This window comes from Roseateles sp. AC306 (genome assembly GCF_979253795.1).
In genome coordinates, this window is sequence record NZ_CEEDEB010000003.1 from 425733 (window position 1) to 451834 (window position 26102).

General features: G+C 68.0%; 24 protein-coding genes. 20 read left to right on the plus strand and 4 right to left on the minus strand.

Annotated elements, in window-relative coordinates:
* The first annotated feature begins 5 nt into the window (after nucleotides 1-5).
* The gene (lpxC, locus tag AC0IZJ_RS09995; protein WP_471849131.1) at nucleotides 6-941 is read left to right on the plus strand and encodes a UDP-3-O-acyl-N-acetylglucosamine deacetylase; all 936 of its coding nucleotides are present in this window, start codon (nucleotides 6-8) and stop codon (nucleotides 939-941) included.
* Between the two features lie 10 nt (nucleotides 942-951).
* On the plus strand, nucleotides 952-1137 hold the full coding sequence (locus tag AC0IZJ_RS10000) for a hypothetical protein (RefSeq protein WP_471849133.1): 186 nt from the start codon (nucleotides 952-954) through the stop codon (nucleotides 1135-1137).
* A gap of 279 nt (nucleotides 1138-1416) precedes the next feature.
* On the opposite strand, the gene AC0IZJ_RS10005 is transcribed toward AC0IZJ_RS10000, so the two are convergent.
* Nucleotides 1417-2901, minus strand: coding sequence for a carboxypeptidase M32 (locus tag AC0IZJ_RS10005; protein ID WP_471849135.1), 1485 nt, complete (start codon nucleotides 2899-2901; stop codon nucleotides 1417-1419).
* Entirely contained in the window at nucleotides 2898-3395 is a 498-nt protein-coding gene (locus tag AC0IZJ_RS10010) for a YqaA family protein (protein ID WP_471849137.1), read from the minus strand. The genes AC0IZJ_RS10005 and AC0IZJ_RS10010 overlap by 4 nt, the downstream gene beginning before the upstream one ends.
* A gap of 61 nt (nucleotides 3396-3456) precedes the next feature.
* Between AC0IZJ_RS10010 and dusB the strand changes: the two genes are divergently transcribed.
* The 13 genes from dusB (at nucleotide 3457) to ruvC (ending at nucleotide 14712) form a co-directional block, all read left to right on the plus strand.
* Entirely contained in the window at nucleotides 3457-4506 is a 1050-nt protein-coding gene (gene dusB, locus AC0IZJ_RS10015) for a tRNA dihydrouridine synthase DusB (RefSeq protein WP_471849139.1), read from the plus strand.
* Nucleotides 4507-4508: 2 nt separating this feature from the next.
* The gene (locus tag AC0IZJ_RS10020; protein ID WP_471849141.1) at nucleotides 4509-4760 is read left to right on the plus strand and encodes a helix-turn-helix domain-containing protein; all 252 of its coding nucleotides are present in this window, start codon (nucleotides 4509-4511) and stop codon (nucleotides 4758-4760) included.
* Nucleotides 4761-4767: 7 nt separating this feature from the next.
* Nucleotides 4768-6345 carry a bifunctional phosphoribosylaminoimidazolecarboxamide formyltransferase/IMP cyclohydrolase gene (gene purH, locus AC0IZJ_RS10025; protein WP_471849143.1) on the plus strand — a complete coding sequence of 526 codons (1578 nt, stop codon included), beginning with the start codon at nucleotides 4768-4770 and terminating at the stop codon, nucleotides 6343-6345.
* Between the two features lie 115 nt (nucleotides 6346-6460).
* Nucleotides 6461-7870 carry a coniferyl aldehyde dehydrogenase gene (locus AC0IZJ_RS10030; protein WP_471849145.1) on the plus strand — a complete coding sequence of 470 codons (1410 nt, stop codon included), beginning with the start codon at nucleotides 6461-6463 and terminating at the stop codon, nucleotides 7868-7870.
* Nucleotides 7870-8379 carry a hypothetical protein gene (locus AC0IZJ_RS10035; RefSeq protein WP_471849147.1) on the plus strand — a complete coding sequence of 170 codons (510 nt, stop codon included), beginning with the start codon at nucleotides 7870-7872 and terminating at the stop codon, nucleotides 8377-8379. The genes AC0IZJ_RS10030 and AC0IZJ_RS10035 overlap by 1 nt, the downstream gene beginning before the upstream one ends.
* Nucleotides 8376-9986 carry a GMC family oxidoreductase N-terminal domain-containing protein gene (locus AC0IZJ_RS10040; RefSeq protein ID WP_471849149.1) on the plus strand — a complete coding sequence of 537 codons (1611 nt, stop codon included), beginning with the start codon at nucleotides 8376-8378 and terminating at the stop codon, nucleotides 9984-9986. The genes AC0IZJ_RS10035 and AC0IZJ_RS10040 overlap by 4 nt, the downstream gene beginning before the upstream one ends.
* 2 nt (nucleotides 9987-9988) lie before the next feature.
* A complete protein-coding gene (locus AC0IZJ_RS10045; protein WP_471849151.1) occupies nucleotides 9989-10285 on the plus strand; it encodes an antibiotic biosynthesis monooxygenase family protein in 297 nt (98 codons plus the stop codon).
* Nucleotides 10286-10307: 22 nt separating this feature from the next.
* On the plus strand, nucleotides 10308-10841 hold the full coding sequence (locus tag AC0IZJ_RS10050; RefSeq protein ID WP_471849153.1) for a GNAT family N-acetyltransferase: 534 nt from the start codon (nucleotides 10308-10310) through the stop codon (nucleotides 10839-10841).
* Complete coding sequence (locus tag AC0IZJ_RS10055) at nucleotides 10838-11227, plus strand: GFA family protein (RefSeq protein WP_471849155.1); 390 nt, start codon at nucleotides 10838-10840, stop codon at nucleotides 11225-11227. Before AC0IZJ_RS10050 ends, AC0IZJ_RS10055 begins: the two co-directional genes overlap by 4 nt.
* A 108-nt stretch (nucleotides 11228-11335) precedes the next feature.
* Nucleotides 11336-12244, plus strand: a complete 909-nt coding sequence (locus AC0IZJ_RS10060; protein ID WP_471849157.1) for a tetratricopeptide repeat protein — start codon at nucleotides 11336-11338, stop codon at nucleotides 12242-12244.
* A gap of 291 nt (nucleotides 12245-12535) precedes the next feature.
* Complete coding sequence (locus tag AC0IZJ_RS10065) at nucleotides 12536-13192, plus strand: lysophospholipid acyltransferase family protein (protein ID WP_471849159.1); 657 nt, start codon at nucleotides 12536-12538, stop codon at nucleotides 13190-13192.
* A complete protein-coding gene (locus AC0IZJ_RS10070; protein WP_471849161.1) occupies nucleotides 13179-14162 on the plus strand; it encodes a phosphatidate cytidylyltransferase in 984 nt (327 codons plus the stop codon). Before AC0IZJ_RS10065 ends, AC0IZJ_RS10070 begins: the two co-directional genes overlap by 14 nt.
* A 1-nt stretch (nucleotide 14163) precedes the next feature.
* Complete coding sequence (ruvC, locus tag AC0IZJ_RS10075; protein WP_471849163.1) at nucleotides 14164-14712, plus strand: crossover junction endodeoxyribonuclease RuvC; 549 nt, start codon at nucleotides 14164-14166, stop codon at nucleotides 14710-14712.
* Nucleotides 14713-14759: 47 nt separating this feature from the next.
* Here the strand turns inward: ruvC and AC0IZJ_RS10080 are convergent, their stop codons facing one another.
* Nucleotides 14760-15266 (minus strand): PEP-CTERM sorting domain-containing protein, encoded by a 507-nt coding sequence (locus tag AC0IZJ_RS10080; RefSeq protein ID WP_471849165.1) that lies wholly within the window; start codon nucleotides 15264-15266, stop codon nucleotides 14760-14762.
* Nucleotides 15267-15295: 29 nt separating this feature from the next.
* Nucleotides 15296-18334, minus strand: coding sequence for an ExeM/NucH family extracellular endonuclease (locus tag AC0IZJ_RS10085; protein WP_471849167.1), 3039 nt, complete (start codon nucleotides 18332-18334; stop codon nucleotides 15296-15298).
* Nucleotides 18335-18440: 106 nt separating this feature from the next.
* Here AC0IZJ_RS10085 and AC0IZJ_RS10090 point away from each other — a divergent pair, with 106 nt between their 5' ends.
* From AC0IZJ_RS10090 to AC0IZJ_RS10110, 5 genes are all read left to right on the plus strand, one after another.
* Complete coding sequence (locus AC0IZJ_RS10090) at nucleotides 18441-19862, plus strand: sodium:solute symporter (RefSeq protein WP_471849169.1); 1422 nt, start codon at nucleotides 18441-18443, stop codon at nucleotides 19860-19862.
* 1 nt (nucleotide 19863) lies between these two features.
* On the plus strand, nucleotides 19864-20667 hold the full coding sequence (locus AC0IZJ_RS10095) for a hypothetical protein (protein WP_471849171.1): 804 nt from the start codon (nucleotides 19864-19866) through the stop codon (nucleotides 20665-20667).
* Nucleotides 20668-20888: 221 nt separating this feature from the next.
* Nucleotides 20889-22616, plus strand: a complete 1728-nt coding sequence (locus AC0IZJ_RS10100; protein ID WP_471849173.1) for an ABC transporter ATP-binding protein — start codon at nucleotides 20889-20891, stop codon at nucleotides 22614-22616.
* 123 nt (nucleotides 22617-22739) lie between these two features.
* Nucleotides 22740-24509: an ABC transporter ATP-binding protein gene (locus tag AC0IZJ_RS10105; RefSeq protein WP_471849175.1), complete on the plus strand. Its 1770-nt coding sequence runs from the start codon at nucleotides 22740-22742 to the stop codon at nucleotides 24507-24509.
* A 28-nt stretch (nucleotides 24510-24537) separates the two neighbouring features.
* On the plus strand, nucleotides 24538-26082 hold the full coding sequence (locus tag AC0IZJ_RS10110; protein WP_471849177.1) for an Eco57I restriction-modification methylase domain-containing protein: 1545 nt from the start codon (nucleotides 24538-24540) through the stop codon (nucleotides 26080-26082).
* Nucleotides 26083-26102 lie beyond the last annotated feature (20 nt).

Below are 26102 nucleotides of genomic sequence, written 5' to 3' on the forward strand. Positions count from 1 at the left end.
GGGGCATGGTCAAGCAACGCACCCTGAAGTCGATCACCCGCGCCGTCGGCGTGGGCATCCACAGCGGCCAGAAGGTCGAACTGACGCTGCGCCCAGCGCCCGCCGACACCGGCATCGTCTTCCGCCGGGTCGACCTCTGCCCGCCGGTCGACATCCCCGTCAGCGTCACGTCGGTCAGCGACACGCGCATGGCCACCACCATCAGCCCCGGCGGCGACCCCGGCGCGCCCAAGGTGCAGACCATCGAACACCTGCTGTCCGCCTGCGCCGGGCTGGGCCTGGACAACCTCTACGTCGACATCAACGCCGACGAAGTGCCCGTGCTGGACGGCTCGGCCGCCAGCTTCGTCTTCCTGCTGCAGTCCGCCGGCATCGCCATGCAGGACGCACCCAAACGCTTCCTGAAGGTCAAGAAGCCCGTCGAGGTGCGCCAGGGCGAGGGCAAGAAGCTGATGTGGGCCAGGCTGGAGCCGCACCACGGCTACACGCTGAGCTTCGAGATCGAGTTCGACAACCCGGCCGTGGCCGCGACCGGCAGCCAGTTCATCTTCGACATGGGTTCAGGCACCTACAAGAAGGAGATCGCCCGCGCCCGCACCTTCGGCATGACGGCTGACATCGACCTGATGCGCTCCCGCGGCCTGACGCTGGGCGGTTCCATGGACAACGCCATCGTCGTGGACGACTACAAGGTGCTGAACGCCGACGGCCTGCGCTACGACGACGAATTCGTGAAGCACAAGATCCTCGACGCCATCGGCGACATGCAGGTTGCCGGCATGCCGCTGCTGGCCGCCTACACGTCCTTCAAGGGCGGCCACGCGCTGAACAACAAGCTGCTGCGCGCGCTGCTGGCAGACGAAGACGCCTACGAGATCGTCTACTTCAACGACGTGCAGGAGGCGCCCAAGGGGTTTGCCGAACTGGCGCCGGCGTGGTGAGCGGTCGCTGATGGTCATCGCCCGCCTCCTCATTGGCCTGCTGCTGTTCTCGGCCGTCCTCTGCTTCGCCTTTTCCATCGCCACCGGCCAGCCGCGCTGGCGGCGCCTGGGCCTGGTCATCCTGAAATGGACGGTGGTGGCCGGCCTGGTGTTCTTCGCCGTGCTGATCCTGGAACGTTTGGCGCTGATGCTGTGACGCCGTTCACGAGGCGGCGCGCTCACCCCTGGGCTTGCGGGGATGCCAGCACGGCGTGACTTGCTCAGAATGCATTCACGGTCGCTGAACGAGTTGCGGCGGCCGAGCCCGGCAGAGCAGAAGACACCGGGCGCCACACGCGGAGAAGGCCGGGGGGCCGGGGAAGCGCTGTGGACTTGGAAGAGAGATCGTTCGACTGAACTTGGGCCGCTCCCCGCTGGAGCGGCCCTATTTTTTTGACCTTCGCGCCACAGGCAAGCTGTCGGCGAGCTGTCTTGTTCAGCCCAGATAGCGCCCGCGCAGGTGGGCCTCGAAGTGCGCCGGATTCAGCGCCTCGCCGCTGGCACGCTGCACCAGCTCCGGCGTCTCCCAGCGGCTTGCTTCCTGCCAGACGTGGGTGGCGAGCCAGTCGAACACGTCGCCCAACTCGCCCTGCGCAATCTGCGCATCCAGTTGCGGCTGCTGGCGCCGCATCGTGGCGAACCATTGCGCGGCGTACATCGCACCCAGTGTGTAGCAGGGGAAGTAGCCGAACAGGCCGGCCGGCCAGTGCACGTCCTGCATGGGGCCGTCCTTGAAGTTGCCGCGCGTGTCCAGGCCGAGCAGTTCGGCCATCTTCGCGTCCCACAGCGCCGGGATGTCGTCCACCTCGGCCTGGCCTTCGATCAGCGCGCGCTCGATGTCGAAGCGCAGCAGGATGTGGGCGGGGTAGGTGACTTCGTCGGCATCGACGCGGATGTAGCCAGGTTGCACGCGCGTGAGCAGCTTGTGCAGGTTGTCGGGCGCGAAGGCGGGTTGGGCGCCGAAGTGCTTCACCAGCAGCGGCGCCAGCAGGCCGGCAAAGGCCGGGTGGCTGCCCAGCTGCATCTCGAAGCTCAGACTCTGGCTTTCATGGATGCCCATGGAGCGGGCGCGGGCGATGGGCTGGCCGAGCAGTTCGCGCGGCAGGCCCTGCTCGTAGCGGCCGTGGCCGGTCTCGTGGATGGTGCCCATCAGGCTGGGCAAAAAATTGTCCTCGCGGTAGCGCGTCGTCATGCGCACGTCCTCGGGCACGCCGCCGCAGAAGGGGTGGGTGCTCTCGTCCAGCCGGCCGGCGGCGAAGTCGAAGCCCATCAGCTTCATCGCGTCCAGGCCGAGCGCCTTCTGCGCATCGGTGGGGAAGGGGCCGACGGGCTCGATGACGGTCTCGCTCGACTGCTTGGCCGTGACGTCGCGGATCAGCCCCGGCAGCCACTGCCGCAGCGGCGCGAAGGCGCGTTCGATGTCGGCCGAGCGCATGCCCGGCTCGTACTGGTCCAGCAGCGCGTCGTACTTGCTCAGCCCGGCGCTTTGCGACAGGAGCTCGGCCTCCTGGCGAGCAATGGCAAGCACCTCGCGCAGATTGGGCGCAAATCCAGCCCAGTCGTTGGCCGGCCGTTGGCTGCGCCAGGCGTGCTCGCAGCGGTTGTTGGCCAGGCTCTTGGCCTCCACCAGCGCCTGCGGCAGCGCGTTGGCGGCACGCCAGGCGCGGCGGATCTCGCGCAGGTTGGCGCGCTGCGTCTCGTCCAGCGGCTCGGCAGCGGCGGTGTCCAGCAGGCCGGCCAACGCGGGGTCGGTGGCGAGCTGGTGCAGCAGCCCATCCATCTCGGCCAGGGCCAGGCTGCGCGCCTCGTTGCCCTTGGCGGGCATGTTGGCGGCCTGGTCCCACTGCGCGATGGATTGCAGATGGGCGAGGCGGTACAGGCGCTGCTGGCGCGCGGCGAGGTCTTGGTAGGCGGAGGTCATGAGAGCCAACTTTCCGGAACGAGCCACAACAAAGCGGCGGTGTAGAAGAGGAAGCGCAGGAACTTGCCGACAGCCATGTAGCCCACGCAGGGCCAGAACGGCATCTTGAGCCAGCCGGCGACGGCGCACAGCGGGTCGCCGACGATGGGCAGCCAGCTCAGCAGGCAGGCCTTGGGGCCGAAGTGTTGCAACCATCGCGCGGCGCGCGAGTGCGAGGGCTCGTGGTGCTGGACGGCCTCGACAGCCTTCTCCACGCCATAGCCCATCCACCACGAGACCACGCCGCCCAGCGTGTTGCCAATGGTGGCGACGAGGATGACGGGCCAGAACATGGCGGGATCGGCCTTGACGACCAGGAAGACGGCCGGCTCCGAACCGAGCGGCAGCAACGTGGCGGAGATGAAGGCGATGACGAAGACGGCGACCAGGCCCACTTGGGGCAGAGCGAGAGCGGCGAGCAGTTGCGTGATGTGTTCGGACAGCCAGACTTCCATGCCGGCATTGTCGGGTTCGGCGGGTCGTTACAATCGCGCCTCATTTTTAAGCAGACCCCTCGTGCACATCGGCCCCCACCTCCTCCCCAACGCGCTCTTCGTCGCGCCGATGGCAGGGGTGACGGACCGACCGTTCCGCCAGTTATGTCGCCGCCTGGGGGCGGGCTATGCGGTCAGCGAAATGGTCACGTCGCGCAAGGAGCTGTGGGGCAGCCTCAAGACCTCGCGCCGTGCCGACCATGCCGGCGAACCCGGCCCGATCGCCGTGCAGATCGCCGGCACCGACGCCGCCATGATGGCCGAGGCTGCGGCCTACAACATCGACCGTGGCGCGCAGATCATCGACATCAACATGGGCTGCCCGGCCAAGAAGGTCTGCAACAAATGGGCGGGCTCGGCGCTGATGAGGAACGAGGCACTGGCGCTGGAGATCGTCGAGGCGGTCGTGGCCGTGTGTGTGCTGCGTGGCGTGCCGGTCACGCTGAAGATGCGCACTGGCTGGAGTGCCGACGAGCGCAATGCGCTGCGCCTGGCCCGCATCTTCGAGGCCGCCGGCATCGCCATGCTGACCATCCACGGCCGCACACGCGAGCAGGGCTACAAGGGCCTGGCCGAATACGACACGGTGGCTGCCGTGAAGACAGCGCTGACAATTCCGGTCGTCGCCAACGGCGACATCACCACGCCCGAAAAGGCACGCGACGTGCTGGCCTACACCGGCGCCGACGCGCTGATGATCGGCCGCGCCGCGCAGGGCCGGCCGTGGATCTTCCGCGAGGTGACGCATTTTCTTGCGACAGGTGAACACCTAGCCGCTCCCACCGTCACCGAGGCGCGCGACGTGCTCACCGAACACCTGCACGACCACTACGGCCTGTACGGCGAACTCAGCGGTGTGCGCAGCGCGCGCAAGCACATCGGCTGGGCCGTGCGCGGCCTGCCGGGCGGAGAAGATTTCCGCCAACACATGAACACCCTGGAGCGCTGCGAAGAGCAGGTGCAGGCGCTCCGCGACTGGTTCGACGACCTCGGCCAGACCCACGAACGGCTGCCTCCTACCGAGGCGGCCATTGACGAAGAGGTACAGGCCGACGAAGCCTGTGCTGCTTGAACATGAGCGCCCAGAAGAACACACCGCCCAACCCCATCGACGCCTGCGTGCGCGACAACCTCGAAGCCTTCTTCCGTGACCTCGACGGCCAGGAACCGCATTCGATGCATGAGATGCTGGTCAGGCTCGTTGAAAAACCGCTGATCGAGATCGTCATGCGCGAAGCCGGCGGCAACCAGAGCAAGGCCGCGCAATGGCTGGGCATCAACCGCAACACGCTGCGCCGCAAACTGACTGATCACAACATTGGCTGACTCCACCATGGCTCTCACCGCACTTCTTTCGGTCTCCGACAAGACCGGCATCCTCGAATTCGCCAGGGAACTGCACGCCCTCGGCGCGAAGCTGCTGTCCACCGGCGGCACCGCCAAGCTGCTGGCCGAGGCCGGCCTGCCCGTCACCGAAGTGGCAGAGCACACCGGCTTCCCGGAAATGATGGACGGCCGCGTGAAGACGCTGCACCCCAAGATCCACGGCGGCCTGCTGGCGCGCAGCGACACGCCCGAGCACGTCGCCGCGATGGCCGAGCACGGCATCACGCGCATCGACATCCTGGCCGTCAATCTCTACCCGTTTGAAGCGACGGTCGCCAAGCCCGGTTGCACGCTGGAAGACGCCATCGAGAACATCGACATCGGCGGCCCGGCCATGGTGCGCAGCGCGGCCAAGAACTGGAAGGACGTGACGGTGCTGACCGACGCGGCCCAGTACGCCGCCGTGCTCGCCGAACTGAAGGCCGATGGCAAGACCAGCGACAAGACGCGCTTCGCCGCCTCGGTCGCCGCCTTCAACCGCATCGCCCAGTACGACGCCGCCATCAGCAATTACCTGTCCGCGTTGCAGGAAGACGGCAGCAAGGCCGAGTACCCGGCGCAGATGAACTCGACGTTCGTCAAGGTACAGGACCTGCGCTACGGCGAGAACTCGCACCAGAGCGCGGCGCTCTACCGCGACCTGTTCCCCGCGCCCGGCTCGCTGGTCACCGGCAAGCAGTTGCAAGGCAAGGAGCTGAGCTACAACAACATCGCCGACGCCGACGCGGCCTGGGAATGCGTGAAGAGCTTCGACGTGCCCGCCTGCGTCATCGTCAAGCACGCCAACCCCTGCGGCGTGGCCGTGGCGGCGACGCCGGCCGAGGCCTACAGCAAGGCCTTCAAGACCGACCCCACCAGCGCCTTCGGCGGCATCATCGCCTTCAACCGCGAGGTGGACGGCGCAGCGGCTCAGCTCGTCGCCAAGCAGTTCGTCGAAGTGCTGATGGCGCCCAGCTTCAGCGCCGAGGCGCTGGAAGCCTTCAAGGGCAAGGTCAATGTGCGCCTGCTGCAGATCGCGCTGCCGGCCGGTGGCGACACACCGTGGCTGCAAGGCCGCAATGCCGGCGACAGCAAGCGCGTCGGTTCCGGCCTGCTGCTGCAGACCTCGGACAACCATTTCCTGAAGCGCGAAGACCTCAAGATCGTCACGACGCTGCAGCCCACGGCCCAGCAGCTCGACGACCTGATGTTCGCGTGGACCGTGGCCCAGTACGTGAAGAGCAACGCGATCGTCTTCTGCGGCGGCGGCATGACGCTGGGTGTCGGCGCCGGCCAGATGAGCCGCCTGGACTCGGCCCGCATCGCCTCCATCAAGGCGCAGCACGCCGGCCTTTCGCTGGCGGGTTCTGCGGTCGCCAGCGACGCCTTCTTCCCGTTCCGTGACGGGCTGGACGTGCTGGCGGATGCCGGCGCGACCTGCGTCATCCAGCCGGGCGGCTCGATGCGCGACGACGAGGTCATCGCGGCGGCGAACGAACGCGGCATTGCGATGGTGCTCACCGGCGTGCGTCACTTCCGGCACTGATCCGGTGTCACGTGCGGGACTAGACGTGAGCCTCTAGTCCAGGGCCGGCCCCCATGCCGGCGCCCCCTCTTGCGGTTAGCCTCCCTGGATTCGATCCAGAACCGGAGACAAGCCGATGGACACCGCGCTGCAAGAGCGTCTGCATCTGGCCTTGCTGAGCCAGCGCCGCGCCTTCGAGGCCGAGCGCATGCCCAGCCACGACGTGCGCCGCAACCGCCTTGAGCGCGTGCTCAGCATGACGCGCCAGCACGGCGAGGCGCTGGCCGCCGCGATGGCGCAGGACTTCGGCCACCGCGCGCGGCAGGAGTCGCTGCTGGCCGACATCTTCACCGTCGAGTCCGGTGCCCGCCATGCGCTCAAGCATCTGCGCGGCTGGATGAAAGCCCGGCGCGTCGCCACCCCGCTGCACTTCATGCCCGGCCGCAATGTGCTGATGCGCCAGCCGCTCGGCGTCGTCGGCATCGTGTCGCCCTGGAACTACCCCTACTACCTGGCGATGGAGCCGGCCATCGCTGCGCTGGCCGCCGGCAACCGCGTGCTGATCAAGCCGTCGGAGCTGACACCGGCCACCTCCGAGTTGATGGCGCGCATCGTGTCGGAGCACTTCAAGCCCGAGGAGATGCAGGTCATCACCGGCGACGCCGAGGTCGGCAAGGCCTTCACGGGGTTGCCCTTCGACCATCTTTTCTTCACCGGCTCCACCGCCGTGGGCCGCCATGTGGCGCAGGCCGCAGCCAGGAATTTGACGCCGGTGACGCTGGAGCTGGGCGGCAAGTCGCCGGCCATCGTCGACCGCAGTTGCGATCTCGAACTGACCGCCTCGCGCCTGGCCTTCGGCAAGCTGTTCAACGCCGGCCAGACCTGCGTGGCGCCCGACTACCTGCTCGTGCCCCGCGAGATGGTCGAGCCGCTGAGCCAGCAGATCCTGGCCGAGATGCGCCGCATGTACCCGCGCATCACGGGCAATGCCGACTACACCAGCATCGCCACGTCGCGCCACCATGCTCGGCTGCAAGGCCTGATTGCCGACGCGGCCGAACGCGGCGCGCGCGTGCTGCGCAGCCATGACGAGCAGCCCGACGACCGCCGCCTCGTGCCCGCCCTGCTGCTGAACGTGCCGGCCGAAGCAACCGTCATGCAGGAAGAAATCTTCGGCCCCTTGCTGCCCATCGTCGGCTACGACCAGGTCGACGAGGCGCTGGCCCACATCAACCGTGGCGAGCGCCCGCTGGCGCTCTACTGGTTCGGCCAGGACGGTGCGGCGCGCGACCATGTGATGGCCCAGACCCATGCCGGCGGCGTGACGATCAACGACTGCCTTTGGCACCTCGGCCAGGAGGACCAGCCCTTCGGCGGCGTTGGCGCCAGCGGCATGGGCTCGTACCACGGCGAATGGGGCTTTCGCACCTTCAGCAAGGAGAAGCCGCTGTTCATCCAGTCGCGCTTTGCCGGCACCCAGCTGTTCCAGCCGCCCTATGGCAAGACGTTCGAGCGCCTGCTGTCTGTCCTGAAGAAAATCATCTGATGCAACGCCGTCGACTTCTGAAGTTAGGCCTAGGCGCCGCCGTCGTGCTCGGCGTGGCCGGCGCCGGCATTGCGCTGATCAAGCCGGGCCTGGTCGACGGCAAGCTCGGCCCCGGCGCGCGCGACGTGATGCGCGCCGCCGCGCAGGCCGTGCTGTCCGACCTGTTGCCGCCACCCGGCGCCACGCGCGACGCGGCGCTGGACGCCCAGTTGGCCCGCCTCGACGCCTTCATCGCCGGCATGCCCGTGGCCACGCGCAAGGAACTGTCCGACGCGCTGGGCCTGCTGTCCACCGCCGCAGGCCGCTTCGCCCTCGTGGGCCTGTCCAAGCCCTGGGCCGAGGCCGGCGCGCAGGACGTGCAGCAGGCGCTGGACGCGATGAGCAAGTCCTCGTCCAACACCAAGCAGCAGGTCTATCACGCGCTGCGCGACTTGAACGTGATCACCTTCTTCACGGCGCCCGCCAACTGGCAGACCGCCGGCTACCCTGGCCCCATCGAGATCGCATGAGTTCGATACCTGATCCCATCCTCGACGGCCTGCAGCGTGGCTGGAAGGTGCACGGCGGCCCGCATGCGGCGCTGCCTTCCACGCTGGACTGCGACGTCGCCATCATCGGCAGCGGCGCCGGCGCCGGCATCACGGCCGAAATGCTCGCCCGCGCCGGGCTGAAGATCGTCATCGTTGAAGAAGGCCCGCTGCGCTCCAGCAGCCAGTTCAAGCAGCGCGAGCTCGACGCCTACCGCGAGCTCTACCAGGAGTCCGCCGGCCGCAAGACGGTCGACCAGGCGATGAACATCCTGCAAGGCCGCTGCGTCGGCGGCTCGACGACGGTCAACTGGACCGGCTCCTTCCGCACGCCGCCCGATGCGCTGTCGTACTGGGCCGACAAGTTCGGCCTGACCGACTTCAACGAGGCCGCGATGGCGCCCTGGTTCGAGCAGGTCGAGAAGCGCCTCAACATCGGCGACTGGGAGGCCGAGCCGAACGAGAACAACGGCGTGCTCAAGCGCGGCGCCGAGAAGCTGGGCATTCCCACCAAGGTCGTGCGGCGCAACGTCAAGGGCTGCTGGAACCTCGGCTCCTGCGGCATGGGTTGCCCGACGAATGCCAAGCAGAGCATGCTCGTCAGCACGCTGCCCGCCGCGCTGGACCTGGGCGCCACGATGCTGGTGCAGACACGCGCGACGCGCTTCGAGCTGCAGGGTGAGCGCGTGGCCGCGCTCATCGCCGAACCGGTGGCGCTGGACGGCGCCGTCACGGGCGCACCGCTGCGCATCACGGCCAAGCATTACGTCGTCGCCGGCGGCGCCATCAACTCGCCCGCGCTGCTGCTGCGCTCCAACGTACCCGACCCGCACGGCCTGCTCGGCAAGCGCACCTTCCTGCACCCGACGGCGGGCGGCGTGGCGCTGTTCAATCACGACGTGGCCGGCTGGGCGGGCGCGCCGCTGTCGGTGTTTTGCGACCACTTCCTGCACCAGGGCCCGGTCGATGGCCCGGTGGGCTACAAGCTTGAGGTCGCGCCGGTGCACCCGGCCTTCGCATTGACCAACGGCGGTGGCATTGGCGCCGAGCTGGCCCAACGCGCCCGCGACATGCCGCGCACCCAGCTGATGATCGCCCTGCTGCGCGACGGCTTCCATGCCGACGCGGCCGGTGGCGCCGTCAAGCTGCGGAGCGATGGCTCTGCGCAGCTTGACTACGCGCTGACCGACTACCTGCTCGACGGCGCGCGGCGTGCCTACCTGACGATGGCCGAGATCCAGTTCGCCGCCGGCGCCAAGGCCGTGCGTCCGGTGCATGAGCAGGCCGGCAACTACGCCAACCTCGCCGAGGCGAAGGCCGGCATCGCCGGCCTGGCGATGAAGGCTTTTCTCGCCACCATCGGCAGCGCCCACGTGATGGGCGGCTGCACGATGGCCGCCGAAGCGGGCCGGGGTGTCGTGCGGCCCGACGGCCAGCATTGGCAGCTCGCCAACCTGTCTGTGCATGACGGTTCGCTCTTCCCCACCAGCCTGGGCGCCAACCCGCAGCTCACCGTCTACGGCCTGGCCGCGCGGCTGACCAGTGGTTTGATTCAGCGGTTGGGTGGCAAGCCCACGGCATTGGCCTGAGCATGATCCTGGAGATCGCGCAACTTCAGGTCCGCGCCGGCCAGGGAGGCGACTTCGAGACCGCGTTCGCCCGGGCGCAGCGCATCATCTCGTCCATGCACGGCTACCTCGGCCACGAGCTGCAGCGCAGCCTGGAGCGGCCCGGGCACTACATGCTGCTGGTGCGCTGGCGGACGATCGAAGACCACGAGATCGGCTTCCGCAACTCCGCCGAGTACCAGCAGTGGCGCCAGCTGCTGCATCACTTCTACGACCCTTTCCCGACGGTGCTGCACTACGAGCGTGTCGCCGGAGGCTGATGAGCAGTGCGAACATGCCCGCATGCCGACCACGCCCCTGATTCGCCACGCGCAGCCTGAAGACGCCGCAGCGCTCGCGGCCTTTGCGGCTAACGCCTTCACCGACACCTACCGCGACCTCGACGACCCCCAGGAGATTGCCGACTACGTTGCCGAGCACTTCCAGCCCGAGGTCGTCGCCCACGTCATCCAGGACCCCGCCTGCACGACGCTGCTGGCGTGGGTGGGTGAGCAGTTGGCTGGTTATGCCATCCTGCGTGATGCGCCGGCACCGGGCTGCGTGACCGGGCGTGAACCGCTGGAGCTCTGGCGCATCTACCTCGGCCAGGGTTTCATCGGCCACGGCCTGGGCGCGCGGTTGATGGCCGAGGTGAATGCCGAGGCACGCCGGCGTGGCGCGCGTACGCTGTGGCTGGGCGTCTATGACCGCAACGTGCGCGCCGTCGAGTTCTACCAGCGCTTCGGCTTCGCCCAGGTCGGCGGCAAGGAGTTCCTGTTCGGCGGCCGGCTCTACATCGACCCGATCTATGCCGTGACTTTCAAGGAGTTCTCATGATCGAAGGTTCCTGCCTTTGCGGCAGCGTTCGCTGGCGCTTTGACGGCCTGCCAGATGGCGCCACCGCCTGCAACTGCACCGCCTGCCGCCGCTACGGCACGCTGTGGGCCTACGACTATGTGGACGAAGGCATCCGTGTGTCCGGCGCGACCCAGGCCTATGTGCGCGGCACCGCGCTGGAGTTCCACTTCTGCCCGACCTGCGGCTGCGTGACGCACTGGCGCGGCCTGCGGCTCGACGAGCAGGGCCGCCGACGCATCGCCGTCAACCTGCGTCTGGCCGAACCCGATGCCGTGGCCGCCATTCCCATCGACCACTTCGACGGCCTGGACAGCTTCGACGACCTGCCGCGTGACGGTCGCTGTGTTTCGGACTATTGGTTCTAGTCCTACGCGTAAGGTCTTGAAAGCAGACAAGGTGGCGTCAGATCCGGGGCGCAAACTGGCATTTGCCTGATCGCGCTGCGGCCGGGCGACGGCTTGAGGAGAGTTGCCATGAAGTTCCCTCTGACCTTCCCCCGCATGCTGCTGGTCTGCCTGGCCCTGCTGTCCACGCTGTGGATGGGCGCTGCCCACGCTTTGCCGACCGTGGACCAGGTACAGGCCGCAGCCAGGAATGGCGACTACGCCGGTGCCGAGAAGATGATGCGCGAGGTCGTCGCGGCCAAGCCCGACAGCGCTCGCGCGCACTACGTGCTGGCCGAGTTGCTGGCCCACCAGCGCCAGTTCAACGAAGCCGCTGAACACACCCGCCGCGCCCGCGCGTTGGACCCGGCCATCAAGTTCACCGACGCAGCCAAGTTCGATGCCTTCGAGCAGACGCTGCAACGCGTGCAGGCCGCCGCCGCCAAGCCCGCGGCGCCGACCGCGCTGGACCCAACACCCGCGCCGAGGGCCGCACCGTTGCAGCGGTATGAGCCGGCCGAGGCGAGCGGCGGCGGCGTGCCCGTCTGGCTGCTGGTGGTTGGCGCCATTGCCTTCATCGCCATTGCCGCACGCTGGATGCGCCGTCGCGCCGCGGCGCAAGGCCAGCCGGCGTTTGCGGGTGGTGGCTATGGCGGCGGCCCGGCTGCAGGCTATGGCCAGGGCGGCTACGGCATGCCGCAGCAGCCAGGGTCCGGCGGCCCGGGCATGCTCGGCGTGGGGCTGGGTGTGGCGGGCGGCGTGGCGGCCGGCATGCTGGCCGAGCGCATGCTTCACGGCGGCCATGACAACGGCAACCTGCAAGGCAATGCAGACGCCGGCAATCACGCGGGTGGCTTCCTGCCCGGCAGCTTTGGCGGCGGTGACGCTGGCGCCGCAGATGAGCTGACCCGCCGCGACATCGACTTCGGCAGCGGCGACGGCTGGGGCGGTGGCGATGCCAGCGGCAGCGACATGGGTGGTGGCGGCGACGACTGGTAAACCCCGGGCCGGCGCGAGCTCAGCGGGCGGGGGCGACCCCGATAATCTCCAAATGATCCTTGACCCGGCAGTCGGCCGCTATCTACGCATCGAAGGCTTCGTTCGCTCAACGCCTTCGCGGCCTTGCCGGGTTTCCCACTTCGTTGAGCAGCGGTGCACGCCCGCTGGCCTGGCGCTTCGGGCCGCTGGCCGCGTTGCTTCTCCTTGTGGGCAGGCGCCCACGGCGTCGTCGCGCCTTGCCAGCAGCCCGCCTCGCCATGCCCTCGGCCGCGCTCAACTGCCGGATCAAGGATGACGCCAGCCGCCTTTACCGGCCAGTTGCTTGCCTTCATCGCCCGCGTCATCACGGGCGCGCAAGGCCACTGGAAGGGCTGCCCGCCAAAAGCCGAGCAGCGCATTTACATCGCCAACCACCAGAGTCACTTCGATCTCGTTCTGATCTGGGCCGCCTTCCCGCATGAGCTGCGGGCCCAGACCCGCGCCATCGCCGCGCGCGACTACTGGACCAAGAGCGCCTTCAGGCGCTGGCTGACGACCGAGGTCTTCAACGCCATCTACGTCAGCCGCTCGCGCGCCACGCCCGACGAAGACCCGCTGGAGCCCCTCGTCGACGCGCTCGCCAACGGTGACTCGCTGGTCATCTTTCCGGAAGGCACGCGCTCCAGCAAGGGCAACCCCATGCCGTTCAAGAGCGGCATCTTCCATCTCGCCCAGCAGTTCCCGCATGTGCCGCTGATCCCGACCTGGATAGACAACGTGCAGCGCGTCATGCCCAAGGGCGAGGTCGTGCCGGTGCCCATCCTGTGCACCGTCACCTTCGGCGAGCCCATCCAGTTGCAGGACGGCGAGAGCAAGGCCGACTTCCTCTGCCGCGCCCGAGAGGCCGTCATGGAGCAGCGCCCCGACCTGAGCTTGGTAGGCGCAGAGGCGAGCGATGAAGTGGCTTAAGGCCTTGACCGCCAGCGAGCAGGTGGCCCTGCTCTTCGTCGTGCTGTTCGGCTTCCTGATGCTGCTGACCATCGGCCTGTTCCTGAACTCGCTGCGCGAGCGCGAGGACGAGGAGGCCCGCCGCGCGTCCGAGCTGACCTGGGAGCGCGTGCGCCGCGACCTGCGCGCGGCCTGGATAGGTGGCTGCATCTTCTGGGTGGCCTGGATCTCGGGGCCGCTGGGCGCGACGCTGCTGTTCGCGCTGTTCTCCTTCCTGGCGCTGCGCGAGTTCATCACCCTGGTGCACACGCGGCGTAGCGACCACCGCCCCCTCATCGTTGCCTTCTTCGTGCTGCTGCCCGTGCAGTACATGGTTTGCGGCACGCGCTTCTTCGACCTGTTCACGGTCTTCCTGCCGGTCTACGGTTTCCTGGTGCTGCCCATCGTCAGCGCGCTGGCCGACGACCCCAACCGATTCCTTGAGCGCAACGCCAAGATCCAGTGGGGCGTCATGGTCTGCGTCTACGGCCTGTCGCACGCGCCGGCGCTGCTGCTGCTGGACTTCCCCGGCTTCACCGGCCGTGGCGCCTTCCTGCTGTTCTTCCTGGTCATGGTGGTGGCGTCCTCGCAGATCGCGCAGGAGATCGCCACCCGCACGCTGCGCCGCCGGCCGGTGGCGCGGCACATCAGCCGCAGCTTCTCGATGCGCGCCTGGTGGATAGGCACGCTGACTGGCTCGGTCGCCGGCGGCCTGCTGTTCTGGATCACGCCCTTCAAGATCGGCCAGGCGCTGGCCATGGCTTTCCTGACGGCGGCTGCGGCGGGCTTTGGCGGCCTCGTCATGAAGGCGCTGAAGAAGGACGCTGGCGTGCGCTACTGGGGCAACCGCAGCTCCATCACCGGGGCCGTCGGGTTGCTGGACCGCATTGCGGTGCTGTGTTTTGCCGCGCCGGTGTTCTTTCACTCCGCCCGCTGGTACTTCGGAAGGTGATGTGAGGATTCTCGGCATCGACCCCGGTCTTCAGACTACTGGCTTCGGAGTCATCGACGCCGACGGTCCGCGACTGGCCTACGTCGCCAGCGGCACCATCAAGACCAGCGCTGTCGCCGTCGGCGACCTGCCGGCGCGGCTGAAGATCCTGTTCGACGGCATCCGCGAAGTCATCGCGCGCTACCAGCCGCAGTGCGCGGCGGTGGAGATTGTCTTCGTCAATGTGAACCCGCAGTCCACGCTGCTGCTGGGCCAGGCGCGCGGCGCGGCGATCACGGCGCTGGTGTCCAGCGATTTGCCGGTCAGCGAGTACACGGCGCTGCAGATGAAGAAGGCCATCGTCGGCCACGGCCACGCCAAGAAGGAGCAGATCCAGGCCATGGTGCAGCGCCTGCTGGCCCTGCCCGGCGTGCCTGGCAAGGACGCCGCCGACGCGCTGGGCATCGCCATCATGCATGCCCATGCGCGCACCAGCTTTGAGGCCATGAGCCGCAGCACGACGCTGGAGCGGCGGCAGCACGCGCAGTTCAAGGGCGGCAGGACGTACTAAGAAAAAAGGCCCGCCGAGGCGGGCCGTTCGAGAGAACGCGTGGTCGTTCAGGCGGCCTTGCGACGACGCGAAGCAACGCCCACTGCAGCGAGGCTGCCGAGCACCAGCGCCAGGCTGGCGGGCTCCGGCACGGTGGCCGCTGACGTCAGGGCCAGCGTGCCGAGCTGTTCGTCACCGCGGGTGGGCGAGAACGTGAAGCTGCTGCTGCCGAAAAAGGATTGCAGGCTGAACGTGCCTTCCGACGTCGTGAAGCTGGCATTGGGGCCGGTCAGCAAACCACCCTCGAACAGCACATAGGTGTAGTTGATGTCCGCGGGATTGAGGGCGTTGCCCAGCGCGAAGGTCTCGCCATGGAAGGTGAAGTCCAGCGAGGTCAGCTTGAACGAACCTTCAGCGCTGCCGGCGAGCACTTCGGCGTCGTCGAAGGAGAAGCTGCCAGCGACGACTTCCGTGGCCGGATCAGTATCAAAGCTGCCCGTGAAGTTGTAGAGCGAGGCGTGGGCCGCACCGGCCAGGGCCAGGGCCGCGAGGGCCAGCAGGGATTTGCGAATCATGATGTTGTTCTTTCTGCAGATACGGATGTTCAGAACTTGAAGCTGGCGGCGGTGATGGCCGGGCAGGCCACGCCCTTGAGCTGAAGCAGCGGCTTGGTCTTGATCGGGCCGGCCGTGCCGTCGGTGTCGATGCCGATGATGGCGCCCACAGCATTCGCTGTGCAGGTAACGTGGCCACTGGTCAGCGGTGCGCCGCTGGCAATGCCCAGCGAGCCCAGCAGCTTGGTCAGCACCAGCATGTCCTTGCCCGGTACGAAGTCGGTGATGACGTCGCCCGCGTCCAGCATGCTGCTGTAGACGAACTGGTTGCTGCCGCCACCGCCGGTCAGCGTGTCGGCGCCTGCTCCGCCTTCGATGACGTCGTCGCCTGCGGTGCCGACGATGGTGTCGCGGCCCGCAGTGCCGGTCACGCTCTTGACCAGGTTCAGGCCGATGAGCATCGGGTCATGGTCCGACGCGCGGAAGGCGTTGGGCTGGTACCCGTCGTTGCCGGCCTGCTTGTCGTTGGTGTTGTAGTCGATCCACTCGGGTTCGTCGGCATTGATGTGCCAGCTCGTGGCGCCCGTCACCTTGGCCGCAAGGGTCGGCGTGCCCAGGCCGTGATCCAGGCGGCCGGCGCCGGCGTCGAAGACGTAGCTGTAGTCGGCCGGGTCGAACTTGGCGACGAGGTCGACGATGCCGGCGGCCGTCAGCGTCTCGATGGGGTCTTCCTTGGCGTAGGCATTGAAGTCGCCGAGCATGATGACGTCATCGGTGCCGGCCGTGGACTTGACCGTGGGCAGCCAGGCCAGCAGTCGCTGGGCCTGCTGCACGCGCTTGGCGTTCCAGCAGCCCTGCAGGTCACCGGTGTCGCCGTTGACGCCGCTGCCGCAGCTGCCCTTGGACTTCAGGTGGTTCACCACGACGGCGAACTTCTCGCCGTTGGGGGCCTGGAAGCCCTGGGCGAAGGTCGGGCGGTCGTTGATGCTGTCCGGGTCGGACATCGACGCACCCATCAGCGCCAGCTTGGCGGGCTTGTAGATCAGCGCGACGCGGATGGCGTCCGTGCCAGTGCCGCCCGCTGGCGTGGGCACCGCGGCGTAGGTGTTGGCGCCCATGGCGGCGTTCAGGCCGTCCACCAGGTTCTGCACCGCGAAGTTGCCGCTGTTCTGGATCTCCATCAGGCCGACAACGTCGGCGTTGAGGCCGACCAGCGAGGCGACGATCTTGGTGCGCTGGCGGTTGAACTCGGCCAGGTTGTCCGCGCCACGGCAGCCGGCGCTCGGGCAGGCGCCGCCACCGGGCACCGAGGTGCCATCGGTGAACGTCGTGAAGAAGTTCAGCACATTGGAGCTGGCCACGCGGATGTTGCCGCCCACGGCCGCCGGTGCGGTGGGGCGGGCGATCGGACGGGCGAACACGGGGGCTGCGGTCGGGTGGATCTTGTACGACAGCGGGCCGGTGGCGGAATCGGTCGCCGGCCCGAAGTCGACGACGCCGGTCACGCCTTCCAGCGTGTCACCGCCACGCACCGTGCCGTCCTGCCAGAGATAGGGCGTCGGGTTGGGGAACTTGAGGGAGCTGCCGTCGTCCAGCAGGACGCTGCGGGCCTGGTTGGCTGCCAGCAGGGCCTGGGCATCGGCACCCGGGCGCAGCACGTTGGTGGGTGTCAGCGTGCGGCCGCCGGCGGAAACCGTCAGCTGGCCGTAGCTGCCGACGAAGTTGGTCTGGTTGACGGTCAGCGGGTCGATGATGCGGACCAGCATGCCCTCGTAGCGCTCCATGTCGGCCTGTGCGGTCAGCGCAGCAAGGCTCACCTCGACCGGCTGCGGCAGCTGGTTGTTGGCGCTGACGATGGTGACGTTGGTGACGCTGCTCAGTTCGGTCAGCGGGCTGGCCTGGCTGGCCGCGCTGGTGGACACCGAGTACTCCTGCACCTTGCCCGTCACGCTGACCTTGTCGCCCACGGCCGCCGTCGGCACGGTGCTCGTGAAGACGAAGATGCCGTCGGAGGTGGTGGTGTCGTTGTCGCCGTCCGGGTCCTGCAGGTAGAAGCCGTTGTTCAGCAGCTTGGTGACGATGCCGCTGGTGGTGATGGTGTTGCCGTCCATCGGGCTCTTGGCGCCCGAGCCCTGGATGGCCGGGATGGTGACCGTGCCGCCGACCGTCAGCTTGAACGTGCAGCTGGCGCTCTGGACGGCGTCGTTCTCCCACTTCAGGCTGATGTTGTACGCGCCCACCGCGATGCTGGAGGCGACCGTGAAGGCCTGGGACGCGGCCTCGCCGTTGGCGCCGGCAGCGGTGAAGTCGCCAAGCGTGACGCCTGCCGGCAGGCTGCCGACGAGGGTGACCTTGTCGACCTTGCTGTCCGCATCGGTCGCGCCGACCGTGAAGATGCTGGCCGTGCCCGACGTGGCGCCTTGGTCGGGGCAATTCGGCACGATTGGCTGGTTGATCGGCGTGCTGCCGCAGCTGACCAGGGCCGAGGCGCTGTTGCGCGGGGCCGGCGTGCCGGTGGCGAAGTCCGCCGTGTTGTTGTTGCTGTCGGTGCAGCCGTTGGCCGCGCGGAACAGCGCCAGCGTGTTCGACGCGGCCGGGGCCGCCGCGCTGCCTTCGAAGAAGTTGGCGTTGCCGTAGCCCACCAGGTCCTCGATCTGGCCGAGTTGCGTGGGCGTGCAAGCCACGGAGCCGCCGTTGCAGGCCAGGCCGGTGGCCACGTTGGCCAGCACCACCTTGCCGTTGGAGCCGGACAGGTTGATGTTGCCGGTGGCATCGGGCGTGGGCAGCGCAGTTCCCGTCGTCGTGGACAGCCTGACCAGGTAGAAGCCACCCGCCGGGATGGAGCCGGACAGGGCGACGACGCCGTTGCCCGAGAAGTTGCCGGTGCCCGTCGCGCTGCCGTACTGGATGGACCAGCCGGCGACACTGACCGCGGACGTGCTCGTGTTGTGCAGCTCGACGTAGTCGCTCGCGAAGACATTGCCGTTCGCGCCATACACCTGGCTGATCACGACCCCGCTGGTCGATGCCAGCGCGGCGGGCGCGGCGAAAGCCGCAGCGATGAGAAAAGCCAGGGGTTTGAGTTGCATGACTAATTAGTAAAAATTGCCCAGGACGGGGCGCATCCTATTGATGCTTCGTGACGAATTGACCCACCACGTTTGAGGGGGGTGCCCTCGGAGACACTTCAGCGCCATGTCGCCTGCACTGCTTTTGATCGGGGTTCTCACTTACTTCGCCCTGCTGCTGGTGCTGGCGCGGTGCGTCGCGCACGGTTCTGGCGCTGAGGGTTTCTATGTGGGGGGCAGGGAAAGTCCCTGGCCGGTCGTCGCCTTCGGAATGGTCGGCACGTCGCTGTCCGGCGTCACTTTCATCAGCGTGCCGGGCGCCGTGGCGGTCAGCGGCTTCACCTACCTGCAGATCGCGCTCGGCCAGGTCGTCGGCTATGCCGTCATCGCTTTGCTGCTGCTGCCCGCCTATCACCGGCTCAAGCTGGCTTCCATCTACGGCCTGCTGGGCGACCGCCTCGGGCCGGCGGCGCAACGGCTGGGTTCGGCCTACTTTGTGTTGAGCCGCACGTTGGGCGCCACGGCCCGGCTCTACCTCGTCGTGGCGGTGCTGCACACGCTGATCCTGCAGCCGCTCGGCGTGCCGTTCGCCGTGGGCGCGGCGGTCGTGCTGGCGATGATCCTGCTGTACACGGTGGAGGGCGGTGTGAAGGCGCTGGTGTGGACGGACACGCTGCAGACCGCCGGCATGCTGACCGGGCTGGTCGTCTGCGTCGTCATGCTGTGGCGGCCAGACGCGCTTGCGCAGCTGGACGCGGCGGGCCTGTCGCGCGTCTGGGTGGGCGACCCGCTGAGCCGCGACTTCTCCGCCAAGGCACTGCTGGCCGGCATGTTCATCGCCATCGCGATGACAGGCCTGGACCAGGAAATGATGCAGAAGAGCCTGTCGGTGGCCAGGCTTCGCGACGCTCAGAAGAACCTGCTGGTGCTGGCCGTACTCATGTTGGTCGTCGTTGCGGCCTTCCTGCTGCTGGGCGGGCTGCTGACGCTGTTCGCCCGGGAGCACGGGCTGGCGTTGCGGGGCGATGCGCTCTTCCCAACGGTGGTCATGCAGCACCTGCCGGCCTGGGTGCAGGTCGTCTTCGTGCTGGCGCTGGTGTCGGCGCTGCTGCCCAGCGCCGACGGCGCACTGACCGCGCTGACGGCCAGCACCTGCCTGGACCTGCTGCGTGTGCCGCGCGAAGACACGCGCACGAGACGGCGCGTGCACCTCGGCTTTGCGGTGCTGTTCCTGGCGTTGGTGCTTGGCTTCAAGGCGCTGGACAGTGCCAGCATGATCTATCTGATCCTCAAGCTCGCGGGCTACACCTACGGGCCTCTGCTGGGGCTGTTCGCATTCGCGATGTTCACGCCGAGGCCGTTGTCGGGGCGGACTCTGGTAATGGTCTGCGTGGCGGCGCCGCTGCTGTGCGCGGTGCTGGACTTTGGGCAGCCTTGGGGCGGGTATCAGATCGGGTTGGAACTGCTGTTGCTGAATGGCTTGCTCACATGGATGGGGCTGTGGCTACTGGGACACCGCAAACCAAGCGCCGCGATGGAGACGCACTGAAATGAAGAACACGCCGCCCCCTGCCGCTTCAACATCCGAGCAGGAGCGACTGCTTGCAGAACTCGTTGCGCTCGATCGTCAAGGCATAGCGAGCCCGGGTCGGTTAGCGGACTTGGATGCGCGCATTCAGAAGTCGATTGATGAAGATGACCGCAGGCTCGCCGAGCGCATCGCAGAGATCAAACGGGACCACGCAAGGCCAGAAGTGGCGCAGCAGCCATCACGCGCACGGCTCGCGGTGTTGGTGGGTGCTTTGATCTACTTGCTTGCCGGCGTACTGCTTGAGGTGGACCTGGGGGGCAATTTCGTCTTTGCTTTCACCGCCCAGTACTGGACCGCAGCACCGTGGTTTTTCCTTGGAGCGCTTGCGCTGTGGGCGGGCCTGTTTTTGCGAGCCGACGTGCGCCAACGACTCCGCGCGCAGCACCCTTCATGGGTCAAGCGCTGGCTGTTGGTGTTTCCGTTGACTATGGGCTCCGTGGCCGCCTTGTCCGTCATGGCATTGCCAGGGTGGCCGGCATTGCTGGGGCGCGTTTCGGGCGGTTCGCATGTTGAGCAGCAAGCCAGGATCGTCTCGGTCGACAGTCTTTCCAAGGGAGCCAAAGGCTGCGATCAGGCAGCCAAGTTCCTGGTCAACGACGCGGTCGTTCGTCTGTGTCTCGACGGCCGGATGGCCGGTGTTGCGCCGGTTGAGGGCGAGCGGGTGCTGCTTGTCGGGCGCGCCTCCTGGTTTGGATTGGTTGTGGACGAGATCCGGGCTGCCGGTCGTCGGAGTTCACTGCCTTCAACCGCGCTGCTAACGTGACGGGACCGTGGCCGGCGGCTCGGCACGAGAGCGCCGTGGCCGCCTGATCTGGCTCCCAGCTCGCCTCGACGTGTGGAACACCGCCTACCTGAGAGGTAGGAATACGTCGATCGGCGCTAGCCGAAATGGCCCCGACCACGGCCCTCGCCACAAGCACCGGCACACTTCCCTCCCGCATGTCGCCTGATACCTCAGCCTCTCCCTCAGCCAGCCTCCCGCGCATGCTCGCCGCCTTCGTGCGCGAGCACTGGCGCGCCTACGCTTCCGCTGCCGCCATGCTCAGCTGCATTGCCGCGCTGACCGTCTGGATCCCGCGCCAAGTCGGCCAAGTCGTCGATGCGCTGGTGGCGGGCGGCCTCAAGGGTTCAGCGCTCATCGAGCAACTGGCGATGCTGGTGGCGGCCGGCGTCGTCATCTACCTGCTGCGGGTGGGCTGGCGGCTGACGCTGTTCAAGGCGGCCTACAAGCTCGGCGCCCGGCTGCGCACGCGGCTGTTTGCGCGGTTGGCGCTGCAGGGGCCGGCCTATTTCCAGCAGCAGCGCACCGGTGACCTGATGGCGCTGGCGACCAACGACATCGAGGCCGTCGAGCAGGCCGCCGGCGAGGCCATGCTCGCGGGCTTCGATGGCAGCCAGACGCTGCTGCTGGTGCTGGCCATGATGACCATCAGCATCGACTGGCGCCTGGGCCTGGCGGCCCTCGTGCCCTTCCCGCTGATGGCGCTCGCCTTCTGGTGGATCTCCAAGCATCTGCACGAAGCCGCGCAGGATTCTCTGAACCGCTTTGGCGACCTCAACCAGCAGGTGCAGGAAAGCCTGGCCGGGGTACGCACGTTGCGCGCGTTAGGCCTCGTCGCCCGCAGTGAACGGCGCTTCACCGAACTGGCAGAGAACGCGGCCGAAGCGGCCTATCGCTCGCAGCGCTGGGAGGCGGCCTACGAGCCCGCCGTCGGCATGACGCTGGGCGCGGCCACCGCCATTGCGCTGGCCGTGGGCGGCTGGCTGGTGGCGCAGCGCGAGATCAGCATCGGCCAGTTGACGGCCTTCACGATGTACCTCGGCCAGCTGATCTGGCCGATGTTCGCGGCCGGCTGGGTGCTGGCGTTGCTGGAGCGCGGCCGTGCCGCCTGGACGCGCTTGGCGCCGGTGCTGGACGCGCCTCTGACGCTGACCGACGAGGGCAGGGCGGCGCTGCCGGCGCAGGCCACGCTGCGCGCCGAGGGGCTGACCTTCAGCTTCCCCAACGCCAAGCGGCCGGCGCTGGAGGGCATCGACCTTGAACTCCCGCCGGGCCGCACGCTGGGCATCGTCGGCGCGACGGGGGCGGGCAAGTCCACCTTTGTGCGCCTGTTGCTGCGCCAGTCAGAACCGGACGCCGGCCGCCTGATGCTGGGCCGTGTGCCGCTGCCCGAGCTTGCGTTGGCCGCACTGCGCGCCCACATCGCCTGGGTGCCGCAGGAACCCTTCCTGTTCTCGGCCTCGGTGGCCGACAACATCGCGCTCGCGCGGGCCTCGGCCACGCCGGCCGACATCGAAGCCGCTGCCCGTCTGGCCGCCGTGCACGAGGACATCGCACGCCTGCCGAGCGGCTATGCCACCGAGGTCGGCGAGCGCGGCGTGACCTTGTCTGGGGGCCAGCGTCAGCGCGTCGCCATCGCAAGGGCCTTGCTGAGCGACGCACCCTTGCTCGTGCTGGACGATGCGCTCTCGGCCGTCGACACCGGCACCGAGACCGACATCCTCAGCCACCTCCGCGAGCTGCGCACGGCTCGGCCGGACCGCAGCGTCATCGTCATCGCCCACCGGTTGTCGGCGGTCATGGATGCCGATGAAGTCATCGTGCTGAAGCAGGGCCATGTCATCGAGCGCGGCACGCATCAGCAGCTGCTGGAACTGGGTGGCTGGTATGCGGCGCAGTGGCGCTATCAACAGATCGAGGCGACGTTATGAGCCCACCCCCTACCGGCTTCGCCGGCCCCCTCAAAGGGGGCGCCACCGACCGCCCGGCAAAGCCGGTTCGGTGGTGGCCGCTGGAAGTGCCGCGCTTTCGCGCTCCTTTGCTCGGACGGACGCATGCCGGTTGACCGCGAACGGACCTGGGCCAGCGTCGGGCTGCTGATGGAGTCAGCGCAAGCAGAACGCCCGCAGCTGATCCGCGGCGGCGTCTGGTTGCTGCTCGCTGCCGGCCTGGAAGTCCTCGCCCCCATCCTCGGCAAGCGCTACATCGACAACTATCTGCTGCCCGGCCACTACGACCTGGGTGCCATGGCACTGCTGCTCGCCACCGTGCTGCTGACCGGCTGGGCGTCGAGCTGGATCCGCTACGCCCAGCTCTCCCGCATGGCCGGCGTGGCGCGGCGCTCGGTGCTGCGGCTGCGCGAGCGGGTCTATGCCCATGTGCTGGCGCTGCCCATGGCCTTCTTCGACAAGGCCATCACCGGCCAGCTCGTCAGCCGTGTCACCAACGACACCGAGGCCGTGAACCAGCTCTACCGGCAGGTGCTTTACGTGATGCTGGACTCGACCATCGTCGTCTTCGGCTCGCTAATCGCCATGGCCATCCTGGACTGGCGGCTGATGCTCATCGTCGCGACGCTGGTGCCGGCCATGGTGCTGATCATCAAGGGCTACCAGCGCTTGTCCGCACCGGCGGTGGCGCGCACGCGGCAGCTGCGCAGCGACATCAATGCGCAGATGGCCGAGAGCATGGCCGGCATGGCGGTGCTGCAGGCGGCGGGCGCGGCGGAGCGCTTCGGCGCACGCTTCGAGGCGGTGAACGCCGAACACCGGCTGTCGCGCATCGCCGAGCTGCGCGCCAACGCCTGGCTGCTGCGCCCCGCGCTGGACCTGCTCAACGTGCTGCTGCTCGTCACCGTCATCTACGGCTTCGGCCGGCGCGAGATGTCGGGCATGGAAGTAGGCCTGCTCTACGCCTTCCTGGCCTACATCGCCCGCGTCGTCGAGCCGCTGATCCAGATCACCATGCAGTTCGGCCAGCTGCAGCAGTCCATGGTCGCCGCGTCGCGCGTGCGGGCGCTGCTGGAGGAAGACGAGTTCCGCGGGCCACCGCAGGAAGGCGAGCCGGTCACGCAGGGTGCCATCCGCATCGAGGGGCTGGGCTTTGGCTATGACCCGGCGCGGCCGGTGCTGCACAACGTGGACGTGGACATTCCGGCCGGCAGCTTTGTCGGCATCGTCGGCCACACCGGCAGCGGAAAGAGCACGCTGCTGTCGCTGCTGCTGCGCTTCTACACGGTCCAGCAAGGCCGCATCACGGTGGACGGCCAGCCGCTCGACGCCGTGCCTGACGCCGCCTTCCGCGACGCCGTGGGCCTGGTGCCGCAGGAGCCCTTCCTGCTGGCGGCCACGGTGCGCGAGAACATCGCCATGGGCCGGCCGGGCATCAGCGACGAAGCCGTGCAGGCCGCAGCGCGCGACGCGCGGGCGCATGACTTCATCACCGCTTTGCCGAAGGGTTATGACACGCGGCTCGGCGAAGGCGGCGCCCGCGTGTCCACGGGCCAGAAGCAGCTGCTGGCCATGGCCCGCGCGCTGGCCGGCTCGCCGCGCATCCTCTTTCTGGACGAGGCCACCAGCAACGTCGACAGCGAGACCGAGGCCCGGGTCGGTGAGGCGCTGACGAACCTGCATGGGCGCGTGACGGTCATCGCCATCGCTCACCGGCTGTCCACCATCCGCGCGGCCGACCAGATCCTTGTGCTCAACCATGGCCATCTGCAGGAGCGCGGCGGGCACGAGGCGCTGATGGCGATGGAAGGCGGGCTGTACCGGCGCCTGGTGGAGTTGCAGACGCTGGAGGACGCGCCCGCCGAGGTCGACTAACTAAACTGCGCACACTTCACCCGCAGCCATGACGACAGACTTTTCAGAATCAGCAGACCTGGGCCTGGTGGAGTTCGCCCACCACGAGGGTCGCAGCTTCAGTGACTCGCGCAGCCGCGAGCAGAAGAGGGCGGCGGGGCAGTTCATGACGCCGCCCACCATCGCCCGCTTCATGGCAAAGCGGCTGCTGGCAGACGGGCCGGCGCAGACGCTGCGATTGCTGGAGCCCGCCGCCGGTGCCGGCATCCTGGTTGCTGCCGTGGTCGAGGAAGTCTTGCGCAACCCTCGCGGCGTGACCCGGCTCGAAATACTGGTTTTTGAGCTTGATCCCGCGCTGGCCGGCCGGCTGGAGCTGCTGCGTTTGCGGGTGCAAGCCGCCTGTCGGGCCGCAGGCATCGCCGTGGACTGGCAACTGCACCAGGAAGACTTCCTGTTGTCCGAACTTGCTCGCGACGGACGGACGGTCGAAGGGCTGCTGGTGATCGCCAATCCGCCCTTCTTCAAACTGAACAAGACCAGCGATCCGCGCGCACTGGCCCATGCCTATGCCGTGCATGGCCAGCCCAACATCTACGGCCTGTTCATGGCCGCCTGTGCCCGGCTCATGTCGCCCAGCGGGCGCTGGTGCTTCATCACGCCGCGCTCATGGATGGCGGGTGCCTATTTCCGGTCCGTCCGGCGGACGCTGCTGCGCCACCTGAGCCTGGAGGCCCTGCATGCCTTCGAGAGCCGCACCGAGGGCTTCGAGGCAGACGCCGTGCTGCAGGAGACCATCATTGCCTGGGCGAAGGGGCGCGCCGACGTCGAGCCGGGCGCCGCGCTGACGCTGACGCGCAGCGAGGGCGCCGACGACCTCGACCGCGCGCTGCACCAGACCCATGCCCTGGCCGACGTGGTGGGCCAGGATGAGCAACTCATGCTGGCGCTGCCGCAGCTTGGCTCGGTGTTGCCTACGGCGTGGACTGCACGCTTGCAGACCTATGGCCTGAGTGCCCGCACAGGCCCGGTGGTGGCGTTTCGGGCCCAGGAGTTCTCGCGTGAGTCGGCGCAGCGCGACACGGTGCCCTTTCTCTGGCTGCAGCACGTCGGACAGCAGGCGATCCGCTGGCCGTTGAACAAGAAGCGCGAGCACATCGTGGCCGTGAGGGCCAGTGAGCCGCTGCTGGTGCGAAACGCGCCCATGGTCGTGATGCGGAGGTTCTCCCCCAAGGAAGCCGAGCGCCGCGTCACCTGTGCCGCCTATGACGGCTGCCTGCCCGGCGAATGGCTGGGCCTGGAGAACCATCTCAACTTCATCCAGCGCGACCCCGGCCATCCGCTGGGCGCCTTGACGCCGGTGGAGGCCGCCGGCCTGTCGGCCTTTCTGGCGAGCCGCTGCGTGGACCACTATTTCCGCGCGCTGGCTGGCAGTACCCAGGTGAATGCGACCGAGTTGCGCCGCCTGCCCTTGCCGCCCTGGGAGCGGATCGTCGAGATCGGGCGCAGCTGCATGCCGGGCATGACGTTGGCGCAGATGGATGAAGTCGTGGAGAAGGTCCTCGGCCTGGCCCCGCGGGGGCGGATCGCGGCCTGAGCGACTGACGGCCAGAGCGC